Annotated in this window: 13 protein-coding genes and 2 pseudogenes; 12 read left to right on the forward strand and 3 right to left on the reverse strand. The window is 45.6% G+C overall.

What is annotated here, in order from left to right; all coding sequences use genetic code 11:
- The 6 genes from RID09_RS04550 to cobT all read left to right on the forward strand — a co-directional run.
- Positions 1 to 182: hypothetical protein (locus RID09_RS04550; protein ID WP_446334767.1), on the forward strand; the 182-nt coding region annotated here is incomplete at its 5' end.
- Positions 183 to 386: 204 nt separating this feature from the next.
- Positions 387 to 1094: a Crp/Fnr family transcriptional regulator gene (locus tag RID09_RS04555; RefSeq protein ID WP_446334768.1), complete on the forward strand. Its 708-nt coding sequence runs from the start codon at positions 387 to 389 to the stop codon at positions 1092 to 1094.
- A 128-nt stretch (positions 1095 to 1222) separates the two neighbouring features.
- Positions 1223 to 2062, forward strand: a complete 840-nt coding sequence (locus RID09_RS04560) for a DUF2232 domain-containing protein (RefSeq protein ID WP_446334769.1) — start codon at positions 1223 to 1225, stop codon at positions 2060 to 2062.
- Positions 2063 to 2277: 215 nt separating this feature from the next.
- The gene (locus tag RID09_RS04565) at positions 2278 to 2772 is read left to right on the forward strand and encodes a DUF4278 domain-containing protein (protein ID WP_446334770.1); all 495 of its coding nucleotides are present in this window, start codon (positions 2278 to 2280) and stop codon (positions 2770 to 2772) included.
- A 302-nt stretch (positions 2773 to 3074) separates the two neighbouring features.
- Positions 3075 to 4037 carry a cysteine synthase A gene (gene cysK / locus RID09_RS04570; protein WP_446334771.1) on the forward strand — a complete coding sequence of 321 codons (963 nt, stop codon included), beginning with the start codon at positions 3075 to 3077 and terminating at the stop codon, positions 4035 to 4037.
- A gap of 88 nt (positions 4038 to 4125) precedes the next feature.
- Positions 4126 to 5226: a nicotinate mononucleotide-dependent phosphoribosyltransferase CobT gene (cobT, locus tag RID09_RS04575; protein WP_446334772.1), complete on the forward strand. Its 1101-nt coding sequence runs from the start codon at positions 4126 to 4128 to the stop codon at positions 5224 to 5226.
- 1 nt (position 5227) lies between these two features.
- On the opposite strand, the gene RID09_RS04580 is transcribed toward cobT, so the two are convergent.
- Together RID09_RS04580 and RID09_RS04585 are read right to left on the reverse strand one after the other, a co-directional pair.
- Entirely contained in the window at positions 5228 to 5647 is a 420-nt protein-coding gene (locus RID09_RS04580) for a hypothetical protein (RefSeq protein ID WP_446334773.1), read from the reverse strand.
- A 493-nt stretch (positions 5648 to 6140) separates the two neighbouring features.
- Positions 6141 to 6263 (reverse strand): annotated as a pseudogene (locus tag RID09_RS04585) (RRXRR domain-containing protein); the annotation flags it as partial.
- 350 nt (positions 6264 to 6613) lie between these two features.
- On the opposite strand from RID09_RS04585, the gene RID09_RS04590 reads away from it, so the two are divergent.
- A complete protein-coding gene (locus tag RID09_RS04590; protein WP_446334774.1) occupies positions 6614 to 7807 on the forward strand; it encodes an extracellular solute-binding protein in 1194 nt (397 codons plus the stop codon).
- Between the two features lie 125 nt (positions 7808 to 7932).
- On the opposite strand, the gene RID09_RS04595 is transcribed toward RID09_RS04590, so the two are convergent.
- Entirely contained in the window at positions 7933 to 8718 is a 786-nt protein-coding gene (locus tag RID09_RS04595; RefSeq protein ID WP_446334775.1) for a hypothetical protein, read from the reverse strand.
- A gap of 420 nt (positions 8719 to 9138) precedes the next feature.
- Between RID09_RS04595 and zds the strand changes: the two genes are divergently transcribed.
- From zds to RID09_RS04620, 5 genes and pseudogenes are all read left to right on the forward strand, one after another.
- Positions 9139 to 10608 carry a 9,9'-di-cis-zeta-carotene desaturase gene (gene zds, locus RID09_RS04600; RefSeq protein WP_446334776.1) on the forward strand — a complete coding sequence of 490 codons (1470 nt, stop codon included), beginning with the start codon at positions 9139 to 9141 and terminating at the stop codon, positions 10606 to 10608.
- Between the two features lie 214 nt (positions 10609 to 10822).
- A complete protein-coding gene (locus RID09_RS04605) occupies positions 10823 to 11272 on the forward strand; it encodes an SRPBCC family protein (RefSeq protein WP_446334777.1) in 450 nt (149 codons plus the stop codon).
- 303 nt (positions 11273 to 11575) lie between these two features.
- Entirely contained in the window at positions 11576 to 12598 is a 1023-nt protein-coding gene (locus RID09_RS04610) for an acyltransferase family protein (RefSeq protein WP_446334778.1), read from the forward strand.
- 172 nt (positions 12599 to 12770) lie between these two features.
- The gene (locus RID09_RS04615; protein ID WP_446334779.1) at positions 12771 to 13007 is read left to right on the forward strand and encodes a hypothetical protein; all 237 of its coding nucleotides are present in this window, start codon (positions 12771 to 12773) and stop codon (positions 13005 to 13007) included.
- A 48-nt stretch (positions 13008 to 13055) separates the two neighbouring features.
- A pseudogene (locus RID09_RS04620) lies at positions 13056 to 13199 on the forward strand (RNA-guided endonuclease TnpB family protein); the annotation flags it as partial.

The following is a 13199-nucleotide window of genomic DNA, read 5'->3' on the forward strand; positions in this document are numbered from 1 at the left end:
CCGAAAAGTTAAACAGTTTTAAGGTCACTGAAACAGTGCTTTTTGGACAGTTACCGACCGATAACCTTGGCGAGGCTAACTTTACCCCAGAAATGGGTGAAAACCGGAGGGGCAACCATACCCCTCCACCCCGAAAGGGGTATGCGGTTAAAACCGCTACCGCGTGTTCCTCCCTGGTCTAAAGACACAGGGTTTCCCACAACGAAGGATTTTTATGAGTCCCTTGTATCTGCCATTATGGCTGGTCTAGATGGGGTGATGGGGGGCGCTGACACCACAACGACTCAATCCTGTGTCTGTTGTGGAACAGGAAGAAACCTGCTCAAGTTTTTGAGGATAACAAATCGCCGTACTTGTCCACGGCGTATACAATGTGGTTTGGCTTCATGGATGATCGATACAGCTCACACGCAATGAACTCTAATGTTAATGAGTTAATTCGCACTGCTCCTTTATTTGCTGGCTTACCAGAAGCCAGTGTGAATCAAGCTACGGCTCATGTTGTTACTCGCAGCCACCCAAAGGATCGAGTGATTTTGCTGGAAAATGATTGGGGTGGCTCGGTTTACTTCATTTTGGAGGGCTGGGCAAAGATTCGTACCTATAACCTGGAGGGTAAAGAAGTGACCCTGAATATTTTAGGCAAGGGGGAAATTTTTGGCGAAATGGCGGCACTGGATGAGGTACCTCGTTCTACTGATGTGATTACCTTAACTCCTACGACGATTGGCAGTATACCCGCCCAAGATTTTGTCCAGCTCATTCATGATGAACCTCTAGCAGGTGTTCGTTTGTCTCAGCTTATGGCAAAGCGCTTGCGCCAAGTTAACCGTCGTCTGCGCCTGAGGGAGTCTGATAGTACGTCGCGAGTGGCAGACACGCTCCTGTTTTTGGCAGAGGGTCAGGGTAAAGTCAAACAGCAAGGCACTGAGATTCCTAACTTACCCCATCGCGAGTTAAGCAGCTTGAGTGGATTAGCACGGGAGACGGTGACGCGGGTGTTGACTAAGCTGGAAAAAAAAGGGTTGATTAAGCGAGAACATGATATTATGTTTATCCCTGATCTGCCGGCATTAGAACGCATTATTGCTTAGAAGCGTCTTATGTCCTTTGTTCTTGGTAAGAGTTTGAGGCAGGTTTATCCACTTCAGGGGATCAGGCGATCGTTTCGAGGTAAAAGGGGCGTTAGAGTGGAGGTTGATTAAGCGTTTATGAAAGCTGCATGAGCGATTCTTTTGAGGATGCCCAAACGCCTCGCCCTAATCCAGATCAGAATACTGAACCCCAGCCGCAAGACTCAGCCAGTGAAAATACCCATGACGAATGGGATTTGGTCGAGGAACTAGACCGAGAGACGGAAACATCAACCAATGCTAGACCTGAACGGCAAATACCTGATCAAGGCAACAATTCGGCGAGTAACTCCTCTCATGAACAACAGCTACAGTTCAATACCACTGTAGTCATGGTGGAAACGGCGTTCCTCGCCAGTACAGCTAGTTTGATTTGGCTGATTAATTATTATTTTCCCCTAGGTCCTGTCCTGAAGATGTTTTTCCCTGTGCCAATTGCCTTGGTGTATATGCGTCGGGGACATCGAGCCTCTTGGATGGCGGCTCTGGTGTCAGGGTTGTTGCTGTCGGTGCTACAAGGACCAACCCGCAGTATTCTCTTTTTGATTCCCTACGGTTTGATGGGCGTTCAGTTGGGCGCATTGTGGAAACGTCAAGCGAATTGGTTATTTTCCATTGGTATTGGTACTCTACTGGGAACTTTTGGATTCTTTTTTCGATTCTGGCTGCTCTCGATTCTGCTGAGTGAGGATCTGTGGGTTTATGTGATGACTCAAATTACAGAGTTAGTGGAATGGGGATTTATCAAGCTGGGGTTACTGGCTCAGCCCAGTTTGACCTTGATTCAGGTGGTGGCAATTTTGGCAATTGTGGTCAACAATGCCGTTTATTTATTTGTTGTTCATCTGGTGGCATTACTCATCTTTGATCGCCTGAAAAATCCCATTCCTCGCCCGCCTCAGTGGGTACAAGTTTTGCTGGATTATTGAAATAAGTAGGTTGATGGAAATAAACCGAAATATGTTAAGTTTTGTAAATAGTCTTCAAACCCTTACATAAGACGTAGCTGGCTTCTTTGCGGGAGCGAGTATAACGAATGATGAATAAGGTATCTGTCAATATTGTTACAGCAAGCCCTGCTCCCCTGTTGATACTTTGGTAATTCGCTAAGATAACAGACTAAGTAGGTTACAGGTCACTTGATATGTCTTTATTATTTATCATTCCCCTGGGGATTTTTATCGTCGCCGCCTATCTTTTTCAACATTTGGCTAATGAAATAGCTTATATTGCCGCCGCCGTTGCCTTAATTAGCTTACTTGTAACGTTATGTTTAGCACCTTGGCAAATTCAATTATTGCTGCTAGTCGTGGTCATTCTCAGCAATCATAGACGCAGTTCTTCATCGTCTGCGCCCGTCATAGAGTCATCATTGCCGGATGAGAAAAACGTCAAGTTAGTTTATCGAGGCGTTAACTATGACCTAACCCCTGCCGAGGTTGAGGTAACGGAAGATGAGGTGATCGGAAAATATCGGGGTCAGGCTTTGAGAGTTCACCATTTGGTGAACTCTCCGGCTACGTCAACGAGTTCAACCTTAAAGTATCGAGGTGTGAGCGTTAGCGATCACAAATCGCTGATACCTGTGGTTAAAGAACAGGAATTAACCCAAAGTAATTGGAGTAACGGGTTAGGATAGATTAACCCAGACGTGATACCAAGTTGCTCTCAAAGAGTTAATCTGTCAGGCTCAGCGAAGGAACAGTAGCGAAGCATCTGGCGAGATTCTGAGGAAAAGTTCCGACCTTCGTTCCTCGCTAACGCTTTCACTAAGGCAACGCTGTCATAAGACAGGTTAGAACGCAACTTGGTATGATGACCTGAGGCAGTCTGTGATGAGCTGTCAACCCACCGAGAGTACGTGCAGTTAACACTGTTCGACTGGCTCTTAATCACCGTCCTAAAGGAGCGGTGATTGTCAATCTTTGATAAGGAGAAACTATGCGAATTGCTCATGACATCACAGAAGTGATCGGTCGCACTCCCCTAATTCAGCTCAACCGAATTCCTCAAGCAGAGGGATGTGTGGGGACAATTGTGGTGAAACTGGAGGGAATGAACCCAGCCGCTTCGGTGAAAGACCGCATCGGGATGAGTATGATTCGGGCGGCGGAAGCAGCGGGTCAGATTCAGCCAGGGAAAACAATTTTAGTGGAACCGACATCGGGGAATACTGGTATTGCCCTAGCGATGGTAGCCGCCGCGAAAGGGTATCAGCTAATCTTGACTATGCCCGATACGATGAGCCTAGAACGGCGATCGATGTTGAAAGCTTATGGTGCAAAACTAGAGCTAACGCCGGGAACCGAGGGGATGAAAGGAGCAATTCGCAGAGCCAACGAAATTACCGAAAGTACTCCTGAAGCCTTTATGCTGCAACAGTTCCAAAACCCAGCCAATCCCCAAATCCATCGAGAGACAACGGCTGAAGAAATTTGGGCAGATACAGAGGGTCAGGTCGATATCCTGATCGCTGGGGTTGGCACTGGTGGTACAATTACCGGCATTGCCGAAGTTCTCAAGCAACGTAAACCCGATTTTGTCGCGATCGCAGTCGAACCCATCAGTAGTCCAGTTCTCTCTGGCGGACAAGCTGGACCCCATAAGATTCAAGGGATTGGTGCTGGTTTCGTCCCTCAAGTTTTGCGTACAGAACTGATTGATGAAGTGCTTCAAGTTAGTGATGAAGATTCCATCGCTTTTGGTCGCCGTTTGGCACGAGAAGAAGGGTTGTTATCTGGAATCTCCTCCGGCGCTGCGTTATGTGCCGCGATTCAGGTGGCGAAACGTCCGCAGAATGCGGGTAAGTTAATTGTTATGATACAACCCAGTTTTGGTGAACGCTATCTGAGTACGCCTTTGTTTCGAGAACTCGATCAAACCGAAACACCTGTCCTAGTTTAATTGTCATTGGTCATTGATCATTGATCCGAACCGCGTCACCCTTTGGGTACAGCGCTGGGCTTCTCGTCGATTCACCTAAAGGACAGGCGTGATCCGAATCTATACCCAATTCATCCAAGGAAATAAATGGTTGCAGCAGTATCGGGGACAACCTCCCCTACTTGCTTGTATTTTAGGATTTACGGAAACAGGGTTGATCCCCGGCATTTCTGCGGCTGGGGCAACCCCAGAGGATCGTAAGTATACAGCAGTAGCGGATGCTGAATTCTTGGTTAATGGTTTTACCCCCAATCCTCAATATCCTCTACCTCCCTTGGATGCTGGGGCATCCCCTGTGCTGATTTCTCGCGCTGTCGTCGAGGCTTGTCACCTTCCCGTTTATCTATTCAATGCGGGTTTACCCCAACCCCCAGCCGTCCCAGCTATAGATTTAGAGGGTTTACCCGCTAACTGTTTGACCACGGGAAAAGCCTTGCCCATCAGCACCGTAAAACATCTATTTGAGCAAGGCTTAATCTGGGGTCAAAAGCTAGCAACCGTTGCCGTAGACGGATATGTAATGATTGCTGAATGCGTGGTTGGCGGAACCACAACGGCTTTGAGTGTCCTAACAGGGTTAGGTATTGCCGCTATGGGTAAAGTCAATAGCAGCCATCCTCGCTGTAATCATCGCCAAAAAGCAGAAATCGTTCGCATCGGGCTGCAACAGGCTGACTGGGAAGGAAAACTGGCAGAATTCATTGATCCCTTCGAGTTAGTCGCCGCCGTAGGCGATCCGATGCAAATTACAGCCGCCGGAATGGTACTTGGCGCAAGTCAGAGTGTTGGTGTTTTGTTGGCTGGAGGGACGCAAATGTTGGCGGTTTATGCACTAGCACGGGCGTTGGCGCAGCAAACTCAAGCTAATTGGCAACCTAAGCAGGTGGTTGTCGGTACAACTCGCTGGGTAGCAGATGATCCCACGGGTGATACCGTAGGATTAGCACGAGCTATCGGTGATGTTCCCCTTTTAGCAACCGACTTAAGTTTTGCCCAGTCAAGTTATCCGCAGCTACGGGCTTACGAACAAGGATATGTCAAGGAAGGTGTCGGTGCTGGAGGATGTGCGATCGCCTCCCATCTTTACCAAGGATGGAACGCTACTCAATTACTACAAGCCATTGAAACACTGCTAGCTCAATACCACTAGGTCAAGAGTGAATTCTGCGAGCGAGAAGCTGTTCTTCTAAAGCCGCAATGCGATTGTAGGCGGCGGTCAATTGGGCAGTGAGGCGTTGCACTTGTACATCGGCGGATAGGGGATTCTCTGGATGATGATTTCCGTTGTGATTCGTATGAAATTGAGATACTTCACCAGTATCCTCAATCAGGATATCTTTATGTTCCATTACTGAGTCAAGCAGTTTTGGATTCGCGTAGACGGGGATGTCATTAACCTTTTCGGTTGATGCTTGTAGCTCAGAGTCTACGGTTAACATCGGCTTGACTGTAGGCAGACACTGGGAAAGTTTTTGGTCGAGCTGCTCGATAATTTGATATATGGCATCAACTTTATGATTTAGGGCGGTGATTTGTTGTTGAATTGTATCCATCTGCTTACCAATTTCCATAGCGAGTTCTACTTCATGCTAGTCAATTTATACTCGAAAGTTCTCTTCGTGCTGATTCATTTAACTATTTGAGACAATTCTTACCCCGATGTTCTGCTGATTTTTTGGTAGGGGACAACTGACAGTCATTCAGTCAACCCCAAAAATGATTTATCTTGGGCGTTTATCGCCTGTTTCCCCAGATTTTCGCTTTGTCTTGCTTTAATGTCGCCAATCTAACTATTTAATGTTTTATTAACAATTGCGCCTTCAACTAAGACCGAACTCTGGATAAGTTCCCCGATTCCCTCAACGTATTCGCGGGAGTCCTCACCCTCAACTCTCGTAGGGTGAGGAAGGATAGCGGGATGCCGGAAGAATGGAGGCATCCAGTTCTTGCCTAAGCTACACATAAGCCATTATTTCTCCTGATTAAGTCAACTTTACTAGGGGCAAATTGACCAATACGTTTCCATGTGTAGTCGCAAACGGAAATATTTTTAGTCTTTTGAGTGTCGGTGAACCCACCAACATAGCCAATGTAGACTTTTCCGGATTTCTCTGCTCTTACAGCCCTGGAGGGTTTGGTAGGCATCAGTGGTTTTCCTTCTTTGCTAACTACTGGAACACGATTCATAGAGATAATCCATTCGTGTAAATGTTTACGTCTCTTAAGGCATTGATAGGGGTGTGTCCTGGACTTACCCAGTGCCTAGAGATTCCTAGACCTACATTTAAGCCAAGCTAGAGAAATGCTTGGAAGTGGTTATCCCCTACCAACTTATGCCCTATTCATGACTTCCTGGCAGGTTCCCTCTGCCAATCCGCGTCTTCACGAAGTAAGGCGCGGTTCATGAACGAGTCACGGGTCACTGGTCACTTGTATAGCAGATGGGTTATTTGACTGTCCGTCTCAAAGAACACAAAAATTATGTTAGTTTGTTGAAAGAACACGCATCCATTCCATCAATTTACTGGATTTTCGGGATGAAACGACGCTCCTTTCTAATGGGCGCTAGCGCCCTAGCACTGGGGCAATTGGCGTCTGGGTGTGGCAATAGACAGCCAACGGCTTTGAATGTAGAACTGTTGCAAGATTCAATTCCCGTTCAGCTATTGGCTGCATTTCGCCAAACCCTAAACTCACCCGTGAGGCTCAAGTTTGACCCACAAGCCCAGCTTAAGGATACATACGAGCACCTTCTGGTGTGGAGACGACAAGCACAGAACCCAGAATCCCCGAAGCGGTTTCCTATTCCTCTGATTAGTCGCCAGCCACCCGCGATCGCAAATTTGGTCACATTAGGAAGTTATTGGTTAGAATCCGCCATTGAGCAGCAACTGATTCAACCCCTAGAACTGGTAGAATTACCGGGATGGCAACAGTTACCCCCCCGTTGGCAAGCAATTGTCAGACGCAATCGCCAAGGACAACTTGATGAATCGGGATTAATTTGGGGCGCACCCTATCGCTGGGGGACGGTGGTTATTGCCTATCGCCGCGATAAGTTTGAGGAATTAGGGTGGATTCCGACGGATTGGAGTGACTTGTGGCGAAAAGAATTACGCGATCGCATCTCGTTACTCGATAGTCCGCGAGAGGTGATTGGGTTGACCTTGAAAAAATTAGGATTCTCCTATAATACCGCCAACTTGAGCCGAGTCCCCAATCTGAAAACCGAACTCTTAGAGCTGCATAAACAGGTTAAACTTTACAGTTCAAATCACTACCTAGAACCCCTGATTTTAGGCGATACTTGGCTAGCCGTGGGTTGGTCTACCGATATCTTATCCCTGCGCGGACGCGATCGCCAAATTCAAGCCGTCGTTCCTCGTTCAGGAACATCCCTTTGGGCAGATGTGTGGGTACAACCTGCTGTGCAAAAGACGGCGGCTGAATCGCCAGACTCAGAAACGTTCAAGTCATTATCCCAGCAATGGATTAATTTTTGCTGGCAAAAACAATCCGCGATCGACATTTCTTTATTAACTCATGCGGCTTCACCGATACTGGTTAGCCTGAATCCGGCTACGTTACCGAACCAACTGCAAAACAGTTCGATACTTTTACCAGAACCCTCTATCCTCAACGCCAGTGAATTTCTGCATCCTTTACCCCAAGAAGCGATTGAGCAGTACCAAGAACTATGGCGAGAAATTCGCACAATCCGATTTGTCTAAGGAGTCGGACAACATTTGGTTCGTAGTAAAGGCTTTAGCCTGGGATTTTGTTGGGTTTCCTAACGTCAAACCAACCTACAAAAATGTTTGGTGTTTGCTTTAATATGCTGCCCAAGAATAAGGGATTAATATTCAAGTTTCTGGTAATGACGCTTGAGCAAGCGTTGAGCTGCATCCAAGGAAATATTCACAGGTTCCAAGGCTTTCGTGTCGAATCGGCTTGTGCTGATCGTCATCAATTGCCAACTGCCTCGATCCTGCTGAAGAAGGGCATCTCCACAAAGATCTTCCATTGCCCACGTTACAATCGCATAAGGTTCATCAATGGTGATTTCTAGAAACCGAACATTGTCGTGCCATTTATCCCAATCATCCAGCAGATTTTTTTCTACCTTATCTTTGCTGTCGTTAATAACGATTTGTTGATGCTCGGTGAGAATCGGGGCTTTAACTAACAAAACAGTTAGCAAATTTAAATGAATATTTAAATGATAGATCATCGCCCCCAAACGTCGAATCGCATAACCTAACTGTTCATCCACATTCTTTAGGTTACTACAATCCTTGCTTTGTTGCAGTTGCTTGCGGTGTTCTAGGGAATGATTATAATCTTCAACTAAATCGAATATACTCGTTGTTTTGCTGTCAAGCATGTAGAGAACATACTCATCTACCAATAAATGTTGAGGTGGAATTCTATAAATAATCTTTTTTAGTTCTTCGACATGGATTGGCTCAATCCAGCTCTTTTCAAAGGATTTAATGCTGGGATAATTTAGTAAATTAAGTTCATTCCGAATGACTTGATCCGCTTTGCGAAGTTTCAAAAAAATAGTATCGACTTCAACCGCTAGGGAAGATAGTAATACCTTCTCTTCCTCTCTTTTACGTTCTTTGTTGTTCAAACACATTTGAGTTGCATTAAAAATGATTAAGCAAAAACAGTGACATTAAAACTGCTATTGCCTGTCGGCTCAGTTAGAGTTAGGCTCACGTCTAGGAGGCTGAGCCTGTAGAAAGACTTTGTTGGGTGTTCTATCTGTAACTAGCAACCCTGATGTTCAGATTGAGTAACCTTTCCTGCTTTCTCTTTGGCAAGATATTTGCCTTACCCAATTTTTGTAGACTGGTAAGTCTGTAATACTTACTGTATAACATGTAAGACACTTTGTACATTCTAATTCCTATTGGCTGACATCAGCAACTCTGTTTAGCCAACTTTATCAAGATTTCATGCCACCAAACAAAACTGCGATCGCAAGCCTATAGGCTGCATTTGGATACCAAATTCTATTACAATCTGTAAAGAAAACTGAAAAGGAAGGGCTACGATGCGCGTTGCGATCGTTGGGGCAGGACTTGCCGGAATGGCGACGGCTGTAGAATTAGTCGATGCCGGACACCATGTAGAAATCTTTGAATCCCGTCCATTCGTGGGCGGCAAAGTTGGCAGTTGGGTAGACGCCGAGGGCAATCACATCGAGATGGGGTTGCACGTCTTTTTTGGCTGCTACTACAATTTATTTGACTTAATGAACCAGGTAGGGGCGTTGGAGAACCTACGTCTCAAAGAACATACCCATACCTTTATTAATCGTGGTGGACGCACGGGAGCGCTAGACTTTCGCTTTATCACAGGAGCGCCATTTAATGGACTCAAAGCCTTTTTCACCACCTCCCAGCTATCACTTCAGGATAAGCTACAAAACGCGATCGCACTCGGAACCAGTCCCCTAGTACGCGGCTTGATCGACTTTGACGGGGCAATGCAAACGATTCGCGACTTGGATAAAATCAGCTTTGCCGACTGGTTCCGCAAGCATGGGGGATCTAACGGCAGCTTAAAGCGGATGTGGAATCCTATCGCCTACGCCCTCGGTTTTATCGATACAGAGAATATTTCTGCCCGTTGCATGTTGACAATCTTCCAGTTCTTTGCAGCCAGAACAGAAGCATCGATTCTCAGGATGCTGGAAGGTTCGCCGAATGAATACTTACATCAACCGATTATCAATTACCTCGAAGCGCGAGGAGCAAAAATTTATACCAGGCGACGGGTGAGAGAAATCCTCTACACCGAGACAGGAGACTCAGCTAATGTGACAGGTTTAGTAATCGCCCAAGGTGAAAGCGAGGAAACCATTACCGCTGATGCTTACGTTTGCGCCGCCGATGTACCTGGAGTGCAGCGTCTGTTGCCAGAATCATGGCGCAAATGGTCAGAGTTTGACAATCTCTACCAGCTAGACACTGTACCTGTCGCCACTGTGCAACTGCGGTTTGATGGCTGGGTAACAGAACTCCATGATGCTCAAAAACGGAAGCAACTGGCACAAGCGGCGGGGATGGATAATCTCCTCTATACTCCCGATGCGGACTTCTCCTGCTTTGCCGACTTAGCCTTAACCAGCCCCAGTGACTATTACAAAGAAGGACAAGGGTCACTGTTACAATTAGTACTAACACCCGGTGATCCCTTTATCCGGCAAAATAATGAATCCATCGCCCAACATGTCCTCCAGCAAGTCCACGAACTCTTCCCTTCTTCGCGGGAATTGAACATGACCTGGTACAGTGTGGTTAAATTAGCTCAATCTCTTTACCGAGAAGCTCCAGGAATGGACTCCTATCGCCCTAACCAAAAAACCCCAGTGAGCAACTTCTTCTTAGCAGGGAGCTATACTCAGCAAGATTACATCGATAGTATGGAAGGAGCGACTCTATCCGGACGGCGTGCGGCTAAAGCGATTCTAGAACATGCACAAAAACCTGTAGAACCAACCCTGGTTACCACGACTTAAAAGTTATCTGAGAACCGGGGAAGCTCCGGATGTAGGGGCGGGTTTTACAGATAACGTTCTGGAAACAACCGATAACGTGACTAAACCCGCCCTTGCAGGGGAAGCAGGGGGAGAGAAACTACTATTATGATCTACAACTTGCTATGAATTATGAATTTGAATTACCTGTTCCCTGTTTCCTATTCCCTGACAAATAAGAAATGACAAATGACAAATGACAAATAAATCTGACTGGTTAGAACACAGCGTACAGGTTGAAGTCGAGGTGCCAATGGAAACCGTTTGGAGCCTCTGGTCTGATTTAGAGCAAATGCCTCGCTGGATGAAGTGGATTGACTCGGTACAAGTCCTCGAAGACAATCCAGATTTATCCCGTTGGAAACTCGCCAGCAGTGGCTTTGAATTTAGCTGGCTCTCCCGCATTCTAAAATTAGTACCCCATCAGATTATTCAGTGGGAATCTGTGGATGGTTTACCTAATCGGGGTGCAGTACGCTTTTATGATCGCCACGGAAGTAGTGTTGTTAAACTTACTGTGGCTTATGATATTCCTGGCATTTTGGGTAAGTTGATGGATGGTTTGTTCTTAGGTCGAATTGTCGAGTCTACGATTCAAGCAGATTTGGAGCGGTTCCGGGAATATGCGCTTAAAATCCAAAGTTAATAATAGTGATTGTTGATTGTTAATGGGTCACAGCTCATCGATTAGATTACCAATAGGCGATGCTTCCCATCTCTCATTTGTCTTTTGTCAAATAATCCTCCCCCTTGTGGGAGCGGGTTTAATTAAATCAGGGTGAAAAACAATGATAATGGTGAAAGCCGTCCTACTCAAAACTGTTTCACTCCTCATCCCTCATGATCCATCTGTTAAATCTGTTAAAATCTGACCCCAATCCAAAAATGTTTGCTGCTCAATATAATTAAATATTCAAATAGATATGCACCCTGAGTTGAGGATTGGTTGATGGCTAATATCTCTAAACAAACCCAGACTCCATTCGCGACTAAACAGCGGGTGCAATGGGTTGATTATGCCAAGGGTATCGGAATATTTTTAGTTGTTTTTGGTCATACGCTTAGAGGTTTAGTTAATAGTTCAATACTTGATGCGTCAACAATAATTATTTCAATAGATCAGTGGATTTATGCCTTTCACATGCCACTTTTCTTTTGCCTTTCAGGATTATTTATCGAACGTTCAGCCTCCAAACCACTAAGAGATTTTGTCGTCAGTAAGCTCAAGGTTATCGCTTACCCCTACTTTGTCTGGTCGGTGCTTCAAACTGTCCTTCAGGCTATAGCAGGTAGTTATACCAATAATCCGATCCCCCTAACTAACTTGTGGCGAATTGTCTACCAACCCGTGATGCAATATTGGTTTCTCTACAGTCTTTTTGTAATCATGTTGGTCTACGCGATTGTCCACAAGCTCAATGTTTCTCCCAGAGTATTTTTAATTTTGGCGATTTTATTTTACTTGACGCAAATCGTTGATGTTCACTTGGGTTCATGGGGAGTTTTGTATTCAGTCCGCCGCTATGCTATCTACCTCGCCTTGGGTGCGGTAGTAGGCAGTAGTAGATTAATGTCACAGTTAAGTCAATGGAAAACCAAGACTTTGCTCATTGTTACCATTGGTGGATTTTGTGCTGTGGGATTAGCGGTTGGGTTTAATTTGATGGCGGTAAAATTACTGACGCCTATAGTTGCTATATTTGGCATCGCCGCCTCAGTTGCTTTGGCGATTCTCCTAGATCGGTTTAATAGAACTGGCTTCGTGAAACAGTGGGGAAGCTTGTCGCTAGAAATATACGTGGCTCATACAATAGCTTCGGCACCACTACGAATTTTTCTACAATATGTCTTGGGTTTTACAGAGCCGATCGCACACCTTATCCTGGGTACAGTCATAGGTATTTATGCGCCGATCGCGCTGTATAAGATTTGTCAAGGAAGCAGACTTCGATATATCTTTCGGCTAGCTTAATCAATCGACTATAACTAGTTGTGCCTTTCGCACGGTATCTGAGTCAAGAATATCTTCTCAAAACCCAATCAAGATCGAGACTGCTGAATTTTCATCCTATTTGCAGATTCGATTGACTCGAATCTTAAGATAGGTTGCAGTTATAGATATTCCCAGGATTGACAGAAACATCATGGCTGATATGACTCGTAAACCCAACCAAGAACTCAATCCAAACGAAGCCGGAAATCTTTCTGATGTACCCATCGAAGATACCGACCTAGTTTCGGATACACCGGTAGAAGATGAAGATACCGAGGAACCAATTATTTCCAATTTGCCCCAGGAAGTGACTGAATCTTATGGAACTGGTGTTCCTCTCGATCCAGGGCTGAATATCGGTGGGCGAACGACACAAAACAAACCGTGATGTACCAATACACTAACTAAGCCAGTTGTGAAGCGGAATCAAAATGGTGATAAGTTAAATATCAGAGGTATTGCCAGAACAAGATTAGCAAAATCAACTCATGATGCTGGATGGGGTCAATTCCTGCAAATTCTTTCAATCAAGGCTGAAAGAGCCGGATTGTTAGCAATCGCAGTGAATCCAAACGGCACG

This window comes from Coleofasciculus sp. G1-WW12-02, from assembly GCF_040219735.1.
GTDB lineage: Bacteria > Cyanobacteriota > Cyanobacteriia > Cyanobacteriales > Coleofasciculaceae > Coleofasciculus.